General features: G+C 66.7%; 21 protein-coding genes. 11 read left to right on the top strand and 10 right to left on the bottom strand.

Annotated elements, in window-relative coordinates:
- Positions 1–5: 5 nt before the first annotated feature.
- The 5 genes from QFZ54_RS11835 to QFZ54_RS11815 all read right to left on the bottom strand — a co-directional run bounded on the left by QFZ54_RS11835 (position 6) and on the right by QFZ54_RS11815 (position 3,142).
- Entirely contained in the window at positions 6–293 is a 288-nt protein-coding gene (locus QFZ54_RS11835) for a hypothetical protein (RefSeq protein ID WP_307087318.1), read from the bottom strand.
- 96 nt (positions 294–389) lie between these two features.
- On the bottom strand, positions 390–1,490 hold the full coding sequence (locus tag QFZ54_RS11830; protein ID WP_307087316.1) for an oxidoreductase: 1,101 nt from the start codon (positions 1,488–1,490) through the stop codon (positions 390–392).
- Between the two features lie 10 nt (positions 1,491–1,500).
- Positions 1,501–2,142 (bottom strand): heme exporter protein CcmB, encoded by a 642-nt coding sequence (locus QFZ54_RS11825; protein WP_307087314.1) that lies wholly within the window; start codon positions 2,140–2,142, stop codon positions 1,501–1,503.
- Positions 2,139–2,666, bottom strand: coding sequence for a heme ABC exporter ATP-binding protein CcmA (ccmA, locus tag QFZ54_RS11820; protein WP_307089419.1), 528 nt, complete (start codon positions 2,664–2,666; stop codon positions 2,139–2,141). The genes QFZ54_RS11825 and ccmA overlap by 4 nt, the downstream gene beginning before the upstream one ends.
- A gap of 41 nt (positions 2,667–2,707) precedes the next feature.
- Positions 2,708–3,142, bottom strand: a complete 435-nt coding sequence (locus QFZ54_RS11815; protein ID WP_307087312.1) for a metallopeptidase family protein — start codon at positions 3,140–3,142, stop codon at positions 2,708–2,710.
- A gap of 48 nt (positions 3,143–3,190) precedes the next feature.
- On the opposite strand from QFZ54_RS11815, the gene QFZ54_RS11810 reads away from it, so the two are divergent.
- A complete protein-coding gene (locus QFZ54_RS11810) occupies positions 3,191–3,487 on the top strand; it encodes a 4a-hydroxytetrahydrobiopterin dehydratase (RefSeq protein ID WP_307087310.1) in 297 nt (98 codons plus the stop codon).
- Positions 3,488–3,611: 124 nt separating this feature from the next.
- Here the strand turns inward: QFZ54_RS11810 and QFZ54_RS11805 are convergent, their stop codons facing one another.
- Positions 3,612–4,403: an SDR family oxidoreductase gene (locus tag QFZ54_RS11805; protein WP_307087309.1), complete on the bottom strand. Its 792-nt coding sequence runs from the start codon at positions 4,401–4,403 to the stop codon at positions 3,612–3,614.
- 48 nt (positions 4,404–4,451) lie between these two features.
- Here QFZ54_RS11805 and QFZ54_RS11800 point away from each other — a divergent pair, with 48 nt between their 5' ends.
- On the top strand, positions 4,452–5,225 hold the full coding sequence (locus tag QFZ54_RS11800) for an ATP-binding cassette domain-containing protein (RefSeq protein WP_307087307.1): 774 nt from the start codon (positions 4,452–4,454) through the stop codon (positions 5,223–5,225).
- Positions 5,222–6,766, top strand: a complete 1,545-nt coding sequence (locus QFZ54_RS11795; protein ID WP_307087305.1) for an ABC transporter permease/substrate-binding protein — start codon at positions 5,222–5,224, stop codon at positions 6,764–6,766. Before QFZ54_RS11800 ends, QFZ54_RS11795 begins: the two co-directional genes overlap by 4 nt.
- On the opposite strand, the gene QFZ54_RS11790 is transcribed toward QFZ54_RS11795, so the two are convergent.
- The 4 genes from QFZ54_RS11790 to QFZ54_RS11775 form a co-directional block, all read right to left on the bottom strand.
- Positions 6,757–7,515: a sulfite exporter TauE/SafE family protein gene (locus tag QFZ54_RS11790; protein ID WP_307087303.1), complete on the bottom strand. Its 759-nt coding sequence runs from the start codon at positions 7,513–7,515 to the stop codon at positions 6,757–6,759. The genes QFZ54_RS11795 and QFZ54_RS11790 overlap by 10 nt on opposite strands.
- On the bottom strand, positions 7,508–8,713 hold the full coding sequence (gene rlmN, locus QFZ54_RS11785) for a 23S rRNA (adenine(2503)-C(2))-methyltransferase RlmN (protein ID WP_307087300.1): 1,206 nt from the start codon (positions 8,711–8,713) through the stop codon (positions 7,508–7,510). Before rlmN ends, QFZ54_RS11790 begins: the two co-directional genes overlap by 8 nt.
- A gap of 263 nt (positions 8,714–8,976) precedes the next feature.
- Positions 8,977–9,435 carry an invasion associated locus B family protein gene (locus QFZ54_RS11780; protein WP_307087298.1) on the bottom strand — a complete coding sequence of 153 codons (459 nt, stop codon included), beginning with the start codon at positions 9,433–9,435 and terminating at the stop codon, positions 8,977–8,979.
- Between the two features lie 179 nt (positions 9,436–9,614).
- Positions 9,615–10,298, bottom strand: coding sequence for a histidine phosphatase family protein (locus QFZ54_RS11775; RefSeq protein WP_307087295.1), 684 nt, complete (start codon positions 10,296–10,298; stop codon positions 9,615–9,617).
- 140 nt (positions 10,299–10,438) lie between these two features.
- Between QFZ54_RS11775 and QFZ54_RS11770 the strand changes: the two genes are divergently transcribed.
- The 8 genes from QFZ54_RS11770 to gyrB all read left to right on the top strand — a co-directional run bounded on the left by QFZ54_RS11770 (position 10,439) and on the right by gyrB (position 19,300).
- On the top strand, positions 10,439–11,092 hold the full coding sequence (locus QFZ54_RS11770; RefSeq protein WP_307087293.1) for an outer membrane protein: 654 nt from the start codon (positions 10,439–10,441) through the stop codon (positions 11,090–11,092).
- A 143-nt stretch (positions 11,093–11,235) separates the two neighbouring features.
- A complete protein-coding gene (dnaN, locus tag QFZ54_RS11765) occupies positions 11,236–12,354 on the top strand; it encodes a DNA polymerase III subunit beta (RefSeq protein WP_056017955.1) in 1,119 nt (372 codons plus the stop codon).
- A 61-nt stretch (positions 12,355–12,415) separates the two neighbouring features.
- Positions 12,416–12,649, top strand: coding sequence for a type II toxin-antitoxin system Phd/YefM family antitoxin (locus tag QFZ54_RS11760; protein ID WP_307087289.1), 234 nt, complete (start codon positions 12,416–12,418; stop codon positions 12,647–12,649).
- On the top strand, positions 12,649–13,077 hold the full coding sequence (locus tag QFZ54_RS11755) for a type II toxin-antitoxin system VapC family toxin (RefSeq protein WP_307089417.1): 429 nt from the start codon (positions 12,649–12,651) through the stop codon (positions 13,075–13,077). The genes QFZ54_RS11760 and QFZ54_RS11755 overlap by 1 nt, the downstream gene beginning before the upstream one ends.
- 52 nt (positions 13,078–13,129) lie before the next feature.
- The gene (locus tag QFZ54_RS11750) at positions 13,130–13,939 is read left to right on the top strand and encodes a Coq4 family protein (protein WP_307087287.1); all 810 of its coding nucleotides are present in this window, start codon (positions 13,130–13,132) and stop codon (positions 13,937–13,939) included.
- Positions 13,940–14,122: 183 nt separating this feature from the next.
- Positions 14,123–15,349, top strand: a complete 1,227-nt coding sequence (locus tag QFZ54_RS11745) for a DNA replication/repair protein RecF (protein WP_307087285.1) — start codon at positions 14,123–14,125, stop codon at positions 15,347–15,349.
- A gap of 127 nt (positions 15,350–15,476) precedes the next feature.
- Entirely contained in the window at positions 15,477–16,265 is a 789-nt protein-coding gene (locus tag QFZ54_RS11740) for an OmpA family protein (protein WP_307087282.1), read from the top strand.
- A gap of 503 nt (positions 16,266–16,768) precedes the next feature.
- Entirely contained in the window at positions 16,769–19,300 is a 2,532-nt protein-coding gene (gene gyrB, locus QFZ54_RS11735; RefSeq protein WP_307087280.1) for a DNA topoisomerase (ATP-hydrolyzing) subunit B, read from the top strand.
- The last annotated feature ends 98 nt before the right edge of the window (positions 19,301–19,398 follow it).

Below are 19,398 nucleotides of genomic sequence, written 5' to 3'. Positions count from 1 at the left end.
GGGCGTTACCGGCCTGCTTCTGTTCGAGCTGTAGCGGCCATGTCGCGCCAGGTCGCCACGTCGCGCGCCGCGATCGCCTGTTGCGCGAGCCCGATCAGGATCACGAACGCGCCCAACACCGCGACCGCGACCGCCAGGTAATAGCCATGCGCCCAGATCGCCCGCAGCCAGAAGCCATAGATGACCGTGACGACCACGACGATCAGCGCCACCAGGCAGATAGCATCGATGAGGCGACCAATCCGCTTGGGCCACCGCGATTGATTGAGGCCATGGTGAAGAGGGTCGGGCACGTCGCAATCCTGTCAGAGAAGATCCGGATCGGCAACCAACCGGGCGTGCTTCGCTAGCGACGCTTTCGTTACCCGCGTGACGCCCGGACGGATCGTTCAGATTTGTACAGTCGCGGACGATAAGGCGCGGGTTGCGGCGTCTCGCTCGGGCGCGGTCAGCGCCAATGCCGTCGTGGCGCCGGTCTTCGCGGACAGGAACGCCGACTCGACGACCGCCATCACTGCCAGCGCTTCGACGGGTTCGACCGGGTTCTTTGCCGTTCCCCGAACCGCCGCCGCGATGCCGCGGTAATATTGGCGCTGATCGCCGGGTAGCGCGCGCTGTTCGCGTTGCCCGTTGGCGGCATGGATCACGAGCGGATCGAGGTCCTCGCCCCAACCCGCATCACCCGGCCGCATTCCGCCTAGAAGTTGCGTCTCCTGTCGGTCGGCGTAGTGCTTCGTCATGCTGCCCGCGGTGCCGTGCACGGTGAACCGGTCGACGCCGCCCGCCACCAGCATGCTCGCCTGGAGGATCACGCGGCGCTCGCCGTAGGACAGGACGACGTGCGCCCAGTCGTCGGTCATCGCGCCCGGCCGCTGGGTCGCGATCGAGGCCTGCACCGCGTCCGGAAGGCCGAACAGGAGCAGGGCCTGATCGACCAGATGCGGACCCAGATCGTACCAGACGCCGCTGCCGGGCTCGGACCGCTCGCGCCAGCGGTCGCGGACGTCGGGCCTGAACCGATCGAAATGCGACTCGAAATGCGTGACATCGCCGACGATAGCTTCGTCGATCGCGGCGCGAACGGTAAGGAAATCGCTGTCCCATCGCCGATTGTGGAAGACGGACAGCAGCACGCCCCGATCGTCCGCCAGCGCGAGAAGCCCGCGCGCTTCGTCGAGGTCTAGCGTGAACGGCTTGTCGATCACGACGTGCTTCCCGGCCGCGATCACTGCCCGCGCGAGCGGTGCATGCGTCTCGTTCGGCGTCGCGATCACGACGAGGTCGATAGCGTCGGCCGCGATCAGTGCGTGCGGATCGGCGTGGACCGCCATGCCCGGAAAGTCCGCATTCACCTTGCCGGCATCGCTGGACGCCACCGCACAGAGTTCGAGCCCCGCGACGGACCGTATCAGCGGAGCGTGGAAGGTCTTGCCCGAGAACCCGTAGCCGATCAGTCCGATGCGAACGGGGTTGTCTTGTTCGTCGGTCATGCTCATCGCCTCAGTCCATGCCGGCACGGATCGCCGCCGCGGCCAGGAACGGCGCGCCCGCGACCAGCACGAGGCTGACCGCGGCGAGCAACTTGACCGCGCCCGCGCCGCCGGCCGGATCGAGCGAGCCTGCGCCGAAGATGAGCAACGGCACCGCGAGCGGGAGCATCACCAGCCCGGTCACCGCCCCGCCGCCGCGCACCCCGGCTACCAGCGCGCTGGTGGCGACCGCAAGCGCGGCGAGGCCGGGCGTGCCGATCAACAGGCCGATCTCGACGCGGAGCAGCGTGTCGGCCGACAGGTTGAGCAACCCCGCGGCGATCACCGCGGCCAGCATCAGCGGCGGGCCGAAGCTCAGCCAGTGCGCGATCGTCTTCGCCAGCGCGACTAGCGCAAGCGACATCCCGCGGACGACGAACTGGTCGAACACGCCAGCCTCCAGATCGGGGCCGACAAGGCGCTCGACCGGCAACAAAGCTGCGAGCAAGGCCGCGGTCCAGATCACCCCGCCGCCGATCCGCGCGAGCAGCGCGCCGTCGGGGCCGATCGCGAACGGGAATAGCGTCGCGACCAGCAGGAAGAACGCGACCACCAACGTCGCGCCGCCACTCGACACGCTGCGGCGCAGATCGCGACGGATCAGCGCGATCACAACGCGATCTCCTGCGCGTGGGGAATCGCCAGCGGCAGGTGCGTGGCGACCAGCGCGATGCCGCCGGTAGCACGGTGCTCAGCGATCAGCGTCTCCAGTCGAGCGATCGAAACCGTGTCGAGTCCGTTGGCCGGTTCGTCGAGCAGCCAGACCGGCGCCCCGCTGGCGGCAACCCGCGCGATCGACGCGCGGCGGCGTTGCCCGGTCGACAGCAGGCGGACGGGAATGTCCGCCAGCGCGTTCAGATCGAGCGCGGACAGCGCTCGGGCGATCCGGGTATTGGCGACGGGCTTATCGTCCAACGCAGCCCAGAAACGCAGCGCCGCGATCAGCGTGCGGTCGGGGTCGAGCGCACTCGCCTCGGTCAGCAACGCCTGCGCGGTATCGCACGTCACACTACCCTCGAACGGCGCGAGCAGGCTTGCAGCGATGCGGATTAGACTGGACTTCCCCACGCCATTGGGGCCGGTAACGACCGCCGCATCGCCAGACTGCAGGTCGAACGACACGCCCGAGAACAGCATCCGCCCGCCCCGCACGCACGCGACGTCGCGAAACGCGAGACTCACGGTGCCCGATCTTCGGCCGAGTCCTCCAGCGCGTGCATGTCGTCGTCGCTCAGCCCGAAATGATGGCCGATCTCGTGGATCGTCACATGCGCGACGAGGTCGTCGAGGCGCACCCCCGTCTCGATCCATTCCTCGAGAATCGCCCTGCGGTACAGCACGATCCGGTCGGGCATCGTCCCTGAATCCATCGACGATTTCTCGCCGAGCGGGCGGCCGTGATACAGGCCCGACAGGTCTAGCGGATGCTCCAGGCCGAGTGCCGCCAGCGTCTCGTCGTCGGCATACTCCTCGACCGCGAACACGATGTCGCCGAGATGCTCCGCGAACTGCGCGGGCAGCTTGGCGATCGTCGCGCGGCAGATCGCCTCGATCGTGTCGGCGTCGGGTGCTTCGCCCCGGCCCCCCTCGTGCATTGTCGCTTGCCCGCTCATCCTGCCAGCCATACGCGTTGGCAAACGATGGCGGCAAGGGACACGCGAATGATCGAAGCGCTGAACGATACGGAACGGGCCGAGGCACTCGATGGGCTCGACGAGTGGGATTATGACGATGCGCGCGACGCGATCACGCGGACGATCGTGTTCGCCGATTTCGTCGAGGCGTTCGGCTTCATGACTCAGGTCGCTCTGATCGCCGAGCGCGCGAACCACCACCCGGAGTGGAAGAACGTCTGGAACCGCGTCGAAATCCTCCTGACCACGCACGACGCTGGCGGCCTCTCGCCACGCGACATCGAAATGGCCGAAGCGATCGACGCCATAGTCGGCGACACCTAAGCCTTATGTTTTGCCCCTCCCTGAAAGGGAGGGGTTGGGGGTGGGTTGGCCAGCTTGAGCCTTAGGTTCGGGTATGCGAAAGCCGACCCACCCCCTAACCCCTCACTTCCAGGGAAGGGAGTAGTCAGCCCTTCCGCACATCCCGCCGCATACGCTTGCGCAGCGCCCCCGGCATCCACCGCGCGGCGAACGCCATCCGGTGCGCGGTCTTCCCTACGAAGGTATGCACCTTGTCGCCGTGCACCGCCGCCCAGGCCGCCTCGGCCACCTTGTCCACCCCGGTCAGCTCCAGCCCCGCGCCCGTCACCGTCTCGCGGATCGAGCGGTTACTGCCCCCCGCCGCGGAGTCGAGCAGCGGCGTGTCGATGAAGCTCGGCACGATCGACCGCACCTTGATGCCGTCCGCCGCCCATTCGCCGTCGAGCGCCTCGGTGATCGCGCGCACCCCGAACTTGGTCGCCGAATAGGGCGCTAGACCCGCCGAGCCATAGATCGCCGACGCCGACGCGGTGTTGAGCAAACACGATCCCGGCGTCCGCTTCAGATACGCATGGCCGATCCGCGCGCCGTTCAGCGCACCGACCAGGTTGATCGCGATCACCCGGTCGATCTCGGCGAAGTCGGTCTCCGCCAGCGGTCCGCCCGACCCGATCCCGGCATTGTTGAACAGCACGTCGAGCCGGCCGTCGGTGGTCGCGACGAACGCATCGAGCGACGCTACCCACGCATCGCGGTCGCGCACGTCCATCCGATAGGTGCTGACCATGCCCGCAGGCAGTAGCGCGGCGGTCTCGGCAAGTCCCGCGACGTTGACGTCGGCGAGCCCGACCCGCCAGCCTTTCCGCGCGAACAGTATCGCGGTGGCGCGACCGATCCCCGATCCGCCGCCGGTGATGAAAATGCCCTGCTGGCTCATACCCTCTCCATTTGATTTTCCGGTATGTTTCCCGCATCCTGCGCACAGATGCCAGACAATTCCCCAGCGCTCGTTTTCGAACGCGTCACCAAGCGGTACCCCAGTGATGGAGGTGCGACGATCGCCGTCGACGCGGTCTCGCTGGAGATAGCACGCGGCAGTTTCGTCGCGCTCGTCGGCACGTCCGGTTCGGGCAAGTCGACGCTGCTCAAGACGCTCAACCGCCTGGTCGAGCCGAGCGAAGGCCGCGTGACGATCGACGGTACCGACGTCGCCGCAGAGCCCGCCCCCGAACTGCGCCGCCGGATCGGCTACGTCTTCCAGAATATCGGCCTGTTCCCACACATGACGATCGCCGAGAACATCGCGATCGGGCTCCGAATCGCCGGGCGCTCCGACGAGGCGAAAGTGGGCGAACTACTCGATCTCGTCGACCTTCCGCGCGACATCGCGAGCCGTATGCCCGACGCACTCTCGGGTGGTCAGCGCCAGCGCGTCGGCATCGCCCGCGCGCTCGCACCCGGCGCCAAACTGCTGCTGCTCGACGAGGCGTTCGGCGCGCTCGACCCGGTCACGCGCGACGCGCTCGGCACGCGGATCCGCGAACTCCACGACCGGCTCGGTCTTACCACCATCCTCGTCACGCACGACATGGCGGAGGCGCTGCTGCTCGCCGACCGCGTGCTGGTGATGAAAGCCGGACGCATCGTCGCCGACGCCACGCCTGCCGAACTCGTCGCCGGCCAGGGTGGCGACGATGCGCAAGCGCTGGTGCAAGTGCCGCGCGCGCAGGCCGAACGCCTCCAGGCGCTAGTCGCATGAGCGCCTTCCTAGACGCGCTGAGCCGCGTGCCACCGCTGCTCGCCAACCACGTCCTGCTCTCCGCGGCGGCGCTGCTGCTCGGCATCGCGATCAGCCTGCCGCTCGGCATCTGGTCCGCCCGTAACGCGACCGTCGCGCGCGTGTCGCTCGGCTTTGCGAGCCTCGTCCAGACCATCCCCAGCCTCGCGCTGCTCGCCTTGTTCTATCCGCTGTTGCTCAGCCTCTCCGCGCTGGTCGGCGGCGGCATCCCCGCATTGGGCTTCCTCCCGTCCTTGATCGCGCTGACGCTGTACGCGCTCCTCCCGATCATCCGGAACGCGGTGACCGGCCTGCACGGCATCGACCCTGCGGTAATTCAGGCGGCGGATGCGGTCGGCATGACGCCCGCGCAAAAACTACGGCTGGTCGAGGCACCTTTGGTCGCGCCTGTGCTGATCGCCGGCATCCGCACCGCGGCGGTCTGGACGATCGGTGCCGCGACCTTGTCGACGACCGTCGGCCAGCCGAGCCTCGGCGACATGATCTTCGCCGGCCTCCAGACGCAGAACTGGGCGCTGGTCCTCGCCGGCTGCGTCTCGGCAGCCGCGCTCGCACTGGCAGTCGACGCGCTGATCGGGGCGATCGAATACGGCATCCGCTCGCGCCGCCGCTGGCTCTGGATCGCGAGCGCCGCGGTGCTGCTCGTCGGAACCGCAACGGCGACCGCCCCGCTATGGCCGAAGAGTGGCGCGGACCGCACCGTCGTGGTCGGCGCGAAGAACTTCTCCGAGCAATATATCCTCGCGCGGCTGATCGGCGACCGGCTCGAACACGCGGGCTACACCGTCGAATACCGCGACGGCCTCGGCTCGGCGGTCGTCTTCGGCGCGCTCTCCGGCGGCGATATCGACGTCTATGTCGATTATGCCGGGACGATCTGGGCGAACGAGATGAAGCGCAACGACGTCCCCGAACGCCCGGCGATGGTCGCTGCGATCGGCGACTGGGCCAGGCGCGAGCACAATGTCGGCCTGCTCGGTTCGCTCGGGTTCGAGAACGCCTATGCCTTCGCGATGAAGGGCGACGCGGCCAAGTCCAAGCGCATCGCCAGCCTCGACGATCTGGTGAACGCAGCACCCGGCATGACGCTAGGCAGCGATCTCGAATTCCTCGAACGCCCCGAATGGGCCGCGGTGAAGCGCGCCTATCCGCTCCGCTTCGCCAAGACGACGCCGTACAGCCCGACCTTCATGTACCGCGCGCTGCAAAGCGGCAATGTCGACGTCATCTCAGCCTTCTCGTCCGATGGCCGGATCGCGGCGGACGGTCTCACCGTGCTGACCGACCCGCGTCGTGCGATCCCCGGCTACGACGCGATCCTGATGGTCGCGCCGAAGCGGGCAGGGGACGCGAGGTTCCTCACCGCGCTGAAACCGATGGTCGGCCGCATCCCGGTCGAGGCGATGCGCGCCGCGAACTACCGCGTCGACCGCGATACCGACAAGCAGACGCCGGAGGCCGCAGCGAAATGGCTCGCCGCGAAAGTCGGCCTTCAGGAATAGGCGCGCCAGAAGAATACGATCGTCGTCGCGATCGTCACCAGCAGCGTCCACACCCGGATCACCTGCGGGGACAGCAACAGGCCCAGCTTAGCCCCGTAATGCCCGCCGACGATCCCGCCGATCAACATCGGCACGCACAGCGCCCACACCACCATCCCGGTCGCGATGAAGATGATCGTCGCGGCAAGGTTCGCAACCGCCAGCATCAGCGTCCGCGGCGGTGCGAGCGTCGCCGGCGTCGCGCCAGACAGCAGCCCCCACGCCGCCGTCAGCATCAGCCCGACTCCGCCCCCGAAATAGCCGCCATAAATTCCCAGCAACGCCTGCACACCGACCAGCGACTTCGGCCCGATCTCGACCCGCGAGCGCAGCCACAACGACGCCCGCGTCCCGAACGCGATCGCCAGCGTCGCGAACAGCAGCAGCCAAGGTACGATCAGGTCGAACGCGCGCGCGGACGTGGCCACCAGCAACAAGCTGCCGATCAGTCCGCCGACGAAGGTGATTCCCGCCATCGTCTTCATGCTGACGCCTGAGATCGGCTGGAGCCCGTGCCGATACGCCCAGGCGCTGGCCATCGCGCCCGGCTGTAGCGACACGTTGCTGGTCGCGTTGGCGAAGGTCGAGGGCAAGCCAAGCCCGATCAGCGCCGGCATCGTCGCGAAACTGCCGCCGCCCGCCAACGCATTCATCGCCCCGCCGAGAGCGCCTGCCCCTGCCGCCAGCGCAACCGCACTCCACTCAAGCAAAAGCGTCGGACTCGGCAGCAGCCTCGCGATCGAGCTGCGCCCGGCTCTTCTTCTCCGACGCGGTCTTCAACTGGCCACACGCCGCATCGATGTCGCGACCGCGCGGCGTCCGTACCGGTGCCGAAATCCCCGCACCGAACACGATACTGGAGAACGACTTGATCCGCTCCGGCGTCGAACACTCATATGCCGCGCCCGGCCACGGGTTGAACGGAATGAGGTTCACCTTCGCCGGCAGTTCATACTTCCGCAGCAACCGAACGAGTTCGCGCGCGTCGTCGTCGGAGTCGTTCTTGTCCTTCAGCATCACATATTCGAACGTGATCCGCCGCGCATTGTTGGTGCCCGGATAGTCCGCGCACGCCTGCAACAGCTCTTCGATGCCGTACTTCCGGTTCAGCGGCACGATCTCGTCGCGCACTTCCTTGGTCACCGCGTGCAGCGATACCGCGAGGTTCACGCCGATCTCGGCCCCCGCGCGCGCCATCATCGGCACCACGCCCGACGTCGACAACGTGATCCGCCGCCGGCTGAGCGCCAGCCCTGCGCCGTCCATCACCAGCTTCAACGCATCGCGGACGTTCTCGAAATTATACAGCGGCTCGCCCATCCCCATCATCACGATGTTGGTGAGCATCCGCCCCTCGGGCTGGCTCGGCCATTCGCCCAGCGAATCGCGCGCGAGCATCACCTGGCCGACGATCTCGGCGGGCGTCAGGTTGCGCACCAGTCGCATCGTGCCGGTATGGCAGAAGGTGCAGTTCAGCGTGCAGCCGACCTGGCTCGATACGCACAGCGTGCCGCGATCCGCGTCCGGGATGAACACCATCTCGTAATCCTGCGCGTCGTCCGACCGCAGCAACCACTTCCGAGTGCCATCGGTCGACACCTGCGCCTCGACCACGTTCGGCCGGCTGATCACGAAGCGCTGCTCGAGCCAGGGGTGCATCGTCTTCGAGATATCGGTCATCGCCGAGAACTCGGTCGCGCCGCGATTGTAGATCCAGTGCCACAGCTGCTTGGCGCGCAGCTTGGCCTGCTTCTCCTCGAGCTGCGACGTCTCCAGCGCCATCCGCAGATCGGCGAGCGACAGCCCGAGCAGGTCGATCCGCCCATCGCTGCGCGGCACGAAGCTGCGGGGAACGGGCACGGGATCGATGTGCCCCGGAATAGGCATGAGGTTCGCGGCGGTCTGCATGGCGCGGCCCTTAGCGGAATTCTGCTGATTTTTCTACTGGCTGTAGGGACGGGGGTCAGCTGGGAGCAGGGCGGGCGCAGATACGCCGAAATTACAAACCACCACTCGAGAAGAAAACGCCACCCCGGCGAGGGCCGGGGCCCGGTTGGGGGACGACAGTGACGAGGTTCAGCCCTTCGTTACGACCACCTTGCCAACTGGGCCCCGGCCTTCGCCGGGGTGGCGGTTTATAGTATACAGGTGCCCCCTCCCAATTCAGGAGGTCACCCCCCGCTACACCCCAACACAGCCGCATCGATCGCCGTCGCCGCGCCCGACAGCGCATAGACATCGACAAACGGCCGCCCCCCGACGCCGACCGCCTCCACACTCATGCTCCGACCCGACCGCATTGCCGCCACGATCGCATGATCGCTCGGCGCATCGCTCGCCCAGGCATCCAGCCCGTTCGCCACCAACGCGAATCGCCGCTCGCCGACCGTCAGCGTCACCCCCGCCGACCGGTCCCGCTCCCGACTGAGCCGCACATACAGCGACGCCCGCAAACCCCGCTTCGGCCAAGTGGCGATGCTGGCAAAACCAGTCGCCCGCCCACCCGCCATGATCGGCCGCGCGATCGCGTAACACCGGGCGGGCGTAGCGTCCCGGAACGCACCCCAGCCCTTGAAGATACCGATCGTATCACGCGCAGAGACCGGAGCAGCAACCGCAAGCAACCCCATCGCCAACCCCAAACGCCACAGAACCCCCCTCCCTGAAAGGGAGGGGCAGGGGGTGGGTAGGCCCGCTTTAGCCCCAACGATCCGAACATACGGAAGCCGACCCACCCCCAACCCCTCCCTTTCAGGGAGGGGTGCAAAAGTCCGCACCCCCGATAAGTGGCCTTCCACCCAACCAGATCTCACGCCGGAGCAAACCCCGTACCCAGATGCGGCACCGTCGCCCGCCCGTTCTCGACCAGCGTAACCGACCCCTGCGGCAACCCCTTCGCAACCGGCGCGCCAAGCACTGGATCGACCGCCGCCCCGGTCATCACTCCCAGCATCACCCGACTCGAAATTCCGTGCATGACCACCAGCCGATCGCCCGGATCTTCCGAAGTATCAGCAAGCCACCCACCAACCCGAACCGCAATCTCCGCATAGGTCTCGCCATCCGGCGAAGGTTTCAGCGCCCCACCCGGCAGCATCACCGGCCCGACCTCGTCGATCACGTCCGCATAATAGCGCCCGCCCCACGACCCCATGTCGATCTCGACCAGGCGAGCATCGGTCCGCGCACCATGCCAATCCAGCTCCAGATGCTCGCAGATCACTGCCAGCGTCTGCAAGGCTCGCCCCGTCGGCGACGCCCACAACGCCAACGCCGGCTTCACCCCCAGCAACGCCCGCAACGCTCGCCCAAGCTCGTCGGCCTGCGCGAACCCCGCCCGCGTCAAAGGCGTATGCGGCGCATTTCCCTGCAACCGGTGCGCCGCGTTGAACACGGTTTCGCCGTGCCGCGCGACGAAATCGCGACCTTTCCGCGGGGCCGGAATGTCGGTTGATCGGGCGTCCGCTTCACCCTGCCGATGGCTTGGAATCATAGGCCGCGTTTCAACCCCCTGTGGCGCAAAAGCAACGGATTTCCGTGTTTATCTGGGGTTCATGCAACGTCCGCGCGGTTAGTCCATTGGAGCGGTCCACCCCGCGTTTTGGGGTGCCCAGATAGTAAGGAGTAACCCCAATGCGTACGCTTATCGCCGTCTCGCTGCTCGCCACCACCGCAGTCGCAGCACCCGCCCTCGCACAGACCAACCCGACCTTCACCGGCCCTCGCGTAGAGGCCACGCTCGGCTACGACCACACCGGCGCCGGCAGCAGCGTGTCCAACAACAACGGGCGCGACGACCAGAAGATCGACGGCCTGCTGTACGGCGGCGGCATCGGCTACGACATCGCGACATCGGACAACATCGTGCTCGGCGCAGAGGCCGAACTGACCGGCTCGACCGCGAAGAGCGACCGCAACGACTACACGAGCGACTTCGGTTATGGCCGCGTCAAGCAGGGTCGCGACATCTATGTCGGCGCACGCGCAGGCTATGTCGTCGCACCGACGACGATGCTGTACGTCAAGGGCGGCTACACCAACTCGAAGCTCAACGTCCTCGCCGGCAGCACCAGCCAGACCACCGACAACAACTTCAAGCTCGACGGCTGGCGCATCGGTGCCGGTGCCGAGCATGCGGTCGGCCCGAACAGCTATGCCAAGCTCGAATATCGCTATTCGAACTATGAGCGCGGCAACATCGACTATGCGACCGGCGGCACCAGCAGCCGATTCGACGTCGACACGGATCGTCACCAGGTGGTCGCCAGCTACGGCTTCCGCTTCTGATCGAACCGGCGCACGGGTTTAACGCGACGTTTACCGTGATCAAAGAAGGGTCGGGGCGCTTGCTCCGACCCTTTGTTGTTGGGTAAGCCATCTGCGGATTGCCCCCAGCCCCGATTCTGGCTGCGGTGGCGGGGGGAATTACGATGAAGGCGACGATCGAACGCGCAACGCTCCTCAAGGGGCTGAGCCATGTCCAGTCCGTGGTGGAGCGGCGCAACACCATCCCCATCCTGTCGAACGTGCTGATCGAGGCGACTGCCGAGGGCACGCTCAAGCTGATGGCCACCGATCTTGATCTCCAGATCAACGAATCGATCGCGGCGGCAGTCGACCAGCCCGGCGCGACCACCGTGTCCGCGCACACGCTGTTCGACATCGCCCGGAAACTCCCCGAGGGTAGCCAGGTCCAGCTCGCCGCGTCGGAGGGCCGGATGAGCATCGTCGCAGGTCGCGCGCGCTTTTCGCTCGGCACGCTGCCGCGCGACGATTTCCCGGTGATCGCCGAGGGTGAACTGCCGACCCAGTTCGAGCTGCCCGCCGAGACGCTCAAGCAGATCATCGACAAGACGCGATTCGCGATCTCGACCGAAGAGACGCGCTATTATCTGAACGGCATCTTCCTGCACGTGGCCGACGGCGACAGCTCGAACCCGGTATTGAAGGCCGCCGCGACCGACGGCCACCGTCTCGCCCGCGTCACGCTGCCGCGCCCAGAGGGTGCCGAATCGATGCCCGACGTGATCGTGCCGCGCAAATGCATCGGCGAGCTGCGCAAGCTGCTCGACGAGGTCGACGGCTCGGTCGGCGTCTCGCTGTCGCCGACCAAGATCCGCTTCGACCTCGGCCAGGCGATCCTGACCTCGAAGCTGATCGACGGCACCTTCCCCGATTACAGCCGCGTCATCCCGACCGGCAACGACAAGATCCTCAAGATCGACCCCAAGAGCTTCATGGAAGGCGTCGACCGCGTCTCCACGATCGCGACGGAGAAGACCCGCGCCGTGAAGATGGCGCTCGACCGCGACAAGATCACGCTGTCGGTGACCTCGCCCGAGAACGGCACCGCGGCGGAGGAAGTCCCCGGCGATTACGTCGCCCTGCCGTTCGAGATCGGCTTCAACAGCCGCTACCTGATGGACATCCTCGCCCAGATCGACGGCGACATGGTCGAGGTACATTTGGCGGACGCGGCAGCCCCGACCCTGATCCGCGAAAACGACAAGTCGCCCGCGCTCTATGTGTTGATGCCGATGCGTGTGTGAGTTGATTGCCGATCGGCTCGCTCGGGACTAAGTTGGTCATCCAACTGGTCAGGAGCGAGTCGTGGAGGCTTTCAAGCTTGCGGATGCCAAGGCGCATCTGAGCGAACTCGTCAGCCGCGCCGAGGCTGGCGAGACGCTGGAGATCACGCGACGCGGCCGGCCCGTTGCGCGGCTCGTGCCGGTAGAAAAACCGCGTCCGGCCATCGATTGGGACGCCCTCCGCCAAGTTCGCGCCGGGACAGTCGCCGACGATGCTACCACGGTCGAGGAATTGCGCCGACAGAACCTCCTTTGATGATATACTGCGACGCATCGTTGATCGTCGCGCTAATTGTAGAAGAGAGTCGCAGCGATGTTGCCGCCGCCTGGATCGAGCAGCGATCTCAAGACGATCTGGCGGTAAGTGGCTGGGTCATGACCGAAGTCGCTAGTGCGTTGGCGATGAAATTCCGCATGGGCGTGCTTTCGCGGGCGCGTCGTGATGCGGCGGAGGATGTGTGGCGCAGGACTGCGATCGGCATGACGATCGTCGAGGTCGTTGCGGCGGATTTCTATCGCGCCGTGACGTTGGTCGATGCCGGACCGCATGGCTTACGTGCCGGTGACGCACTTCATGTTGCGATCGCGCAGCGACGAGGCTTCAGCCTTGCAACATTCGACAAGGGTATGATCGATGGCGCCCGCGCCGTGAACGTCGCCATCGCGACGATTGATGGTGCTTGACGTCGTACCGACGCGCCATTACTAACAGCAATGTCAGTAAGGAGCCGACTCGATGGCGAAGCTTCCCCCGTTTCCCGGTACGACCGGTCGTCGCGATTGGCGTACGGCGTTCGATGCGATCAAGAAATTGCTCGCGAACGGCGACGACACGACGCAGGTGTTTCGGATCATGCGCGCGTTGAACGTCGGCAATGCACCGATGAACTACGCGCGGCTGATCGCCACCGAGCAAGGCGGGCGAATCGCCTATGACCGCGTCGAGTTGGCGCAACGTTTCTCCGACCCCGCGTTCGTCGCGAGCTTCGCGCCCGGCACCGTCGGGGCGGCGTATCGCAATTTTCTCGAGACGACGGGCTATTCCGCGGACGGCTTGGTCGAAGTCTCGCGGCTCGAGCCGAGCGAGGACGATCTGGCGCATCCCTATGCGTGGTTCGGCCGGCGGGTACGCGACACGCACGACATCTGGCACGTGCTGACCGGCTACAAGGCGGACGAGAGCATGGGCGAGGCGGCACTCGTCGCGTTCAGTTATGCGCAGGTCGGCGGGCTGGGCTGGGCGCTGATCGGCTCGGCGGCGGCGTTGAAGAGCATCCGCGTCACCGGCAGCCGGCTGTTCGCGAAAGCGGTCTGGGAAGGCTATCGCAACGGGCGCAAGGCGAAGTGGATCTCAGGCGAGGATTACCTGTCTCTGCTCCACGAACCGCTGGACGCCGCACGCGCAAGGCTCGGCATCGTCATCCCGGTCGCCTATTTGCGGGCGCAGCGCGAGCTCGGGCCGGCGCTCGCGTCGTATCTCAGCACGCAGAAGGCGGCGACTGCGCCGGCTGCACCCGCGATCGCGCCGGAGCGCATCGCCGCCTGATTGGAGGCTGATACGGCGCGGCAAGCGTCGCTGGCGGGGAGTTGGATCAAACCGCCCCACCTCCGCCGTTCGTGCTGAGCGTAGTCGAAGCACCGTAGCTTGTGCCATGACCTTCGACTTCGCTCTGGCCGAACGGGAAAAGGGCGATGCAATCGGCTGCGAAACTCCTCTAAGGCCGAGGCGATGCTGTCGCGCCTGGTCCTTACCGATTTCCGCAATCATGCCGACCTGACGCTCCAGCCGGGCTCAGGCTTCGTCGTGCTGACCGGCGAGAACGGTGCGGGAAAGACGAATATCCTGGAGGCGGTATCGCTCCTCGCGCCCGGCCGCGGGCTGCGGAGAGCGGCTCTCGGGGAGATGGCGAGGCAGGGCGGCGCAGGCGGCTTCGGCGTCGCGGCCACCTTATCCCCACAACGCGAACGAGAGGTCGTTACCTTATCCCCCTCCCGCTTGCGGGAGGGGTCAGGGGAGGGCGCGACGTACGTACCGGCGCCCGCTCCCGAGGAAAACGCGTCCCTCCCCCAACCCCTCCCGCAAGCGGAAGGGGAGCTAGAAGCGAAACAGGACGCTCCCGCAGCCGGCGAAGTCGACGTCGCCACCGGCACGCTGGCCTCAGCCCCCGAACGCCGCATCGTCCGCATCCAGGGCGCCACCACCACCGCCAACGCGCTCGCCGAGTGGCTCACGATCCTCTGGCTCACCCCCGCGATGGACCGCCTGTTCGTCGCCCCCGCCGGCGAACGTCGAGGCTTCCTCGACCGCCTCACGCTCGCCCTCGCCCCCGCCCACGCGCACCACGCCGCCCGCTACGATGCGGCAATGCGCGCCCGAAACCGCCTGCTCGCCGACGAAGGCCGCCCCGACGGCGACTGGCTCTCAGCACTCGAAGCCCAAATGGCTGAGCACGGCGCCGCGGTCGACGCCGCCCGGCGCGAGACCGTCGCGCTGCTCGGCACGAGGCTCGCGCACCAGGACGACGGCCCGTTTCCCCGCGCTGGCCTCACGCTCGAAGGGTGGGCCGGCGACACCACCCGCCTCCAAGCCGACCTCGCGCAAGGCCGCGCACGCGACGCCGCCGCCGGCCGCACGCTCGTCGGCCCGCACCGCGTCGACCTCGCGGTAACGCATCTCGACAAGGCCCGCGCGGCCTCGCTCGCCTCGACCGGCGAGCAGAAGGCGCTCCTCCTTAGCATCGTCCTTGCGCATGCCGAACTGGTCGCCGAGCGGACCGGTCAGTCGCCGATACTGCTGCTCGACGAGGTCGCCGCCCACCTCGATCCGGCGCGCCGCGCGGCGCTGTTCGAGCGGCTGTCGGGGCGCGGGCAGGTGTGGATGACCGGGACCGAAGACGCGCTGTTCGACGCGATCGGTGGCGGCGCGACGCGCATCGCGGTCGGCCCCGCTCACTAAAAGGACGCGCTACCTACTGAAAGAAACACACAATCTCCGACTGAACACAGGCTGTCGATCGAGGTCACTGCGCGTTCAAGCGACCGCGGGCAGAGCCCGTCGCATCGAAGATCACGGAGAGTTCACGATGGCCCTAAATCTTACCCGCACCGCCCTCGGCATCCTGATGGCGACCGCGACCGTCGCACCCGCGCTGGCGCAGGACCAGGCGCGTTTCGACCCGCGTACTGCACCATGGACGCGCCCGGGCTATCGGCTGGTCGGTGCCGGCGTGCCGATCCTGTTCCCCGAACTCCGCGACAGCCCACGCGGTCGTGCGTTCGTGATGCCGAACTTCGATGCGAACGGCGACGGCCGGATCAACCGCCAGGAAGCCGACGACGCCAACCGCGAATTCGCCCGCATCGCGGGGCCCCGCCGCGACCGGTTCGACTGGGATGCCTATGGACGCGATCCGCGCGGCTATCGCGGCGGCGGCACCACGGTGGTCGAGACGACCACGACCTGGGATCGCGGCGCGATGCGCAACTACGGCTTCCGCCAGACCCCGCGCGGCGCCACGCTGACGCTGCAGGAGGACGTGCTGTTCCGCACCGACAGCGCCGTGCTTCGTCCCGGCGCGATCGAGAAACTGCGCCCGCTCGCCCGCTATCTGCGCGCCAACCCCGGCGTCCGCGTGTCGATCGACGGCTTTACCGATTCGCGCGGCACCGACGCACACAACCAGGACCTGTCCGAACGCCGCGCAGCCAGCGTCCGCCAGGCGTTCGACGACATGGACGTCGTCCGCGCCCGCTTCAGCGTAGTCGGCCACGGCGAGCGCGACCCGGTCGCGACCAATGCGACCGCAGCCGGCATGCGCCTAAACCGCCGCGTAGAGGTAACCCTACTAGGCCAACGCGCCGACCGCTTCTGAGGCAATCCTCCCTCTCCCCGCCGGGGAGAGGGAAGGGGCCCGCCGCCTTTGCGGTGGGAAGGGAGAGGGGAATGAGGCTCGGGAGTGCGCCCCAACTTCCCCTCACCCTCCCGTCGCCTACGGCTCCTCCCTCCAAGTCCCAAAAGGGAGAGGGACAAGGGAAAAGCTGCCCCCCTCCCTGGAAGGGAGGGGCCGGGGGTGGGTCGGTTTCCCCAAAGTCCGACCGGCATGGCTCAAGCCAGCCAACCCACCCCCAACCCCTCCCTTCCAGGGAGGGGGGGCAAGGTGCCACCTTCGAACTGCTGTCCTACACGACCCCACCCTGTCACCCTCCCCGCATGGCGAACCCAACCCCCTCAAATCCAACCCGCCCGACACCCGAACACCACACCCCCGACAAAACGCTCCCAGCGTCTATACTTCCTATACTTCACTCCAGCGCACCCCAGCCCGCCCCGGCCATTTCGCTTCCGTTTCGGCCGTCCGATGCCTATATACTTGTCATGGCATCCAACCCTGAATCCAATAATCCCAACCTCCCGAACATGGGCGATTACGGCGCCGACTCGATCAAGGTCCTCAAGGGCCTCGACGCGGTGCGCAAGCGTCCAGGCATGTACATCGGCGACACCGACGACGGTTCGGGCCTCCACCACATGGTGTTCGAGGTCAGCGACAACGCGATCGACGAAGCGCTCGCCGGGCATTGCGACCGCATCGACATCGTCCTCAACGCCGATGGCTCGGTCAGCGTCACCGACAACGGCCGCGGCATCCCGACCGGCATCCACACCGAGGAAGGCGTCTCCGCAGCCGAGGTCATCATGACTCAGCTCCACGCCGGTGGTAAGTTCGAGAACACCAGCGACGAGAACGCGTACAAGGTCTCGGGCGGCCTGCACGGCGTCGGCGTCTCGGTCGTCAATGCGCTCAGCGAATGGCTCGACCTGACGATCTGGCGCAACGGCGAGGAGCATTACATGCGCTTCGCATTCGGCGATGCGGTCGCGCCGCTCAAGGTCGTCGGCCCCGCTACCGACGGCCAGAAGGGGACGCGGGTCACCTTCTTCCCGTCGCCCGCCACCTTCAAGATCACCGATTTCGACTTCGACAAGCTTGAACATCGCTACCGTGAACTCGCCTTCCTGAACTCGGGCGTCCGCCTGTTCCTCACCGACGCGCGGCACGAGGAACTGAAGACCGTCGAGCTCTATTACGAGGGCGGAATCGCCGCGTTCGTGAAGTATCTCGATCGCGCCAAGGTGCCGTTGATGCCCGAGCCGGTCGCGATCAGCGGTACGCGCGACGACGTCACGATGGACGTCGCGCTCCAGTGGAACGACTCCTACTACGAAAACGTCCTCGCCTTCACGAACAACATCCCGCAGCGCGACGGCGGCACGCACATGGCCGCGTTCCGCGCCGCGCTGACCCGCACGCTCAACAACTACGCCGAGAAATCCGGCATGTTGAAGAAGGAAAAGGTCCAGCTCACCGGCGAGGACATGCGCGAAGGCCTTACCGCGATCGTCTCGGTCAAGCTGCCCGATCCGAAGTTCAGCAGCCAGACCAAGGACAAGCTCGTCTCGTCCGAAGTCCGCCAGCCGCTGGAAAGCCTGATGGCCGACAAGATGGCCGAATGGCTCGAAGAGAACCCGGCGCACGGGAAAGCGATCGTCGCCAAGATCATCGACGCAGCCGCAGCCCGCGAAGCCGCCAAGCGCGCCCGCGAACTGACGCGCCGCAAGGGCGTGATGGACATCGCCTCGCTCCCCGGCAAGCTTGCCGACTGCCAGGAGCGCGATCCCGCCAAGTCCGAACTGTTCCTGGTCGAGGGTGACTCGGCAGGCGGCTCGGCGAAGCAGGGTCGCGATCGCCATTTCCAGGCGATCCTCCCCTTGCGCGGCAAGATTCTGAACACCGAACGCGCGCGCGAAGATCGCATGTTGTCGAGCCGCGAGATCGGCACGCTCATCACCGCGATGGGCACCGGCATCCGCGACGACTTCAACGCGGACAAGCTGCGCTACCACAAGATCGTCATCATGACCGACGCAGACGTCGACGGCGCGCACATCCGCACGCTGCTGCTGACGCTGTTCTACCGCCACATGCCGAAGATCATCGAGGGCGGGTATCTCTACATCGCCCAGCCGCCGCTCTACAAAGCGACCAAGGGCCGGTCCGAGGTGTACCTCAAGGACGACGCGGCGCTCGACGAATATTTGGTCGATGCAGGCGTCAATACGATGGTGCTCGACGGCCCCAGCGGGGGTCGTTCGGGTCGCGACCTCAAGGATCTGGTCGATCACGCGCGCCGCATGCGGACGCTGATGCGCTACGTCCCCAAGCGCTACGACGCCGGGATGATCGAGGCATTGGCTCTCGGCGGCGTGTTCGATCCCGAGGCGTCGGTCGAGGACCGGACCTCGCGTCTGGAGATCGTCACGCGTCGTCTCGAACTCGACGACGGCGATGCACGCTGGACCGCGGTGCTGACCGAAGACGGCGGCATCCACTTCCAGCGCGCGTGGCGCGGCGTCACCGACCACCACATCATCGAGGCCAGCTTCCTGGTGTCGGCCGAGGCACGCAAGCTCCATGCGCTGTCGGGCGAGCACGCCGAGAGCTATGCCCACACCTCGAACCTCGTCCCTGCCAGCAAGGCGTCGCAGGCCGAAGAGCCCGAGGCTGAGGAAGGTGCTGAGGCTGGTGCCGGCGTGATCGGCTCGGTCACCGCGGTCGCCGCACGCGGTTCAACGCAGGTTTCGCGTCCGAGCCATCTGCTCGACGCGATCCTGACGGCAGGGCGCAAGGGCCTCGCAATCCAGCGCTACAAGGGGCTAGGCGAGATGAACGCGGAGCAGCTCTGGGAAACCACGCTCGATCCGTCGGTCCGCTCGATGCTCCGCGTCACCGCGGTCAACGCCGAGAGCGCGAACGAAATCTTCACCCAGCTGATGGGCGAAGTCGTCGAACCCCGCCGCGAGTTCATCCAGGACAACGCGCTCAACGTCGCCAACCTCGACGTCTGAGTGCGGTTTTCGCATAGACCGTCGGAAGGCGGTCTATGCGGAACAGTCGGGGTAGCTGGTGGTCCGAACTGCGCGTGCCAAGCGAGGCAGCGAGTCAG

The organism is Sphingomonas faeni (assembly GCF_030817315.1).
In the GTDB taxonomy this organism is placed as follows: domain Bacteria; phylum Pseudomonadota; class Alphaproteobacteria; order Sphingomonadales; family Sphingomonadaceae; genus Sphingomonas; species Sphingomonas faeni_C.
This window is presented reverse-complemented; position numbering and strand designations above follow the sequence as displayed.

Excerpts from the sequence above, each read along its gene's own strand:
- QFZ54_RS11780 (WP_307087298.1), bottom strand. The coding sequence starts at position 9,435 with ATGGGGTTGCTTGCGGTTGCTGCTCCGGTCTCTGCGCGTGATACGATC.
- QFZ54_RS11740 (WP_307087282.1), top strand. The coding sequence starts at position 15,477 with ATGGCCCTAAATCTTACCCGCACCGCCCTCGGCATCCTGATGGCGACC.
- QFZ54_RS11800 (WP_307087307.1), top strand. The coding sequence starts at position 4,452 with ATGCCAGACAATTCCCCAGCGCTCGTTTTCGAACGCGTCACCAAGCGG.
- QFZ54_RS11805 (WP_307087309.1), bottom strand. The coding sequence starts at position 4,403 with ATGAGCCAGCAGGGCATTTTCATCACCGGCGGCGGATCGGGGATCGGT.
- QFZ54_RS11750 (WP_307087287.1), top strand. The coding sequence starts at position 13,130 with ATGGCGAAGCTTCCCCCGTTTCCCGGTACGACCGGTCGTCGCGATTGG.
- QFZ54_RS11755 (WP_307089417.1), top strand. The coding sequence starts at position 12,649 with ATGATATACTGCGACGCATCGTTGATCGTCGCGCTAATTGTAGAAGAG.
- QFZ54_RS11795 (WP_307087305.1), top strand. The coding sequence starts at position 5,222 with ATGAGCGCCTTCCTAGACGCGCTGAGCCGCGTGCCACCGCTGCTCGCC.
- QFZ54_RS11745 (WP_307087285.1), top strand. The coding sequence starts at position 14,123 with ATGCTGTCGCGCCTGGTCCTTACCGATTTCCGCAATCATGCCGACCTG.
- rlmN (WP_307087300.1), bottom strand. The coding sequence starts at position 8,713 with ATGCAGACCGCCGCGAACCTCATGCCTATTCCGGGGCACATCGATCCC.
- QFZ54_RS11815 (WP_307087312.1), bottom strand. The coding sequence starts at position 3,142 with ATGAGCGGGCAAGCGACAATGCACGAGGGGGGCCGGGGCGAAGCACCC.
- ccmA (WP_307089419.1), bottom strand. The coding sequence starts at position 2,666 with ATGCTGTTCTCGGGCGTGTCGTTCGACCTGCAGTCTGGCGATGCGGCG.
- QFZ54_RS11775 (WP_307087295.1), bottom strand. The coding sequence starts at position 10,298 with ATGATTCCAAGCCATCGGCAGGGTGAAGCGGACGCCCGATCAACCGAC.
- QFZ54_RS11770 (WP_307087293.1), top strand. The coding sequence starts at position 10,439 with ATGCGTACGCTTATCGCCGTCTCGCTGCTCGCCACCACCGCAGTCGCA.
- QFZ54_RS11830 (WP_307087316.1), bottom strand. The coding sequence starts at position 1,490 with ATGACCGACGAACAAGACAACCCCGTTCGCATCGGACTGATCGGCTAC.
- QFZ54_RS11810 (WP_307087310.1), top strand. The coding sequence starts at position 3,191 with ATGATCGAAGCGCTGAACGATACGGAACGGGCCGAGGCACTCGATGGG.
- dnaN (WP_056017955.1), top strand. The coding sequence starts at position 11,236 with ATGAAGGCGACGATCGAACGCGCAACGCTCCTCAAGGGGCTGAGCCAT.
- gyrB (WP_307087280.1), top strand. The coding sequence starts at position 16,769 with ATGGCATCCAACCCTGAATCCAATAATCCCAACCTCCCGAACATGGGC.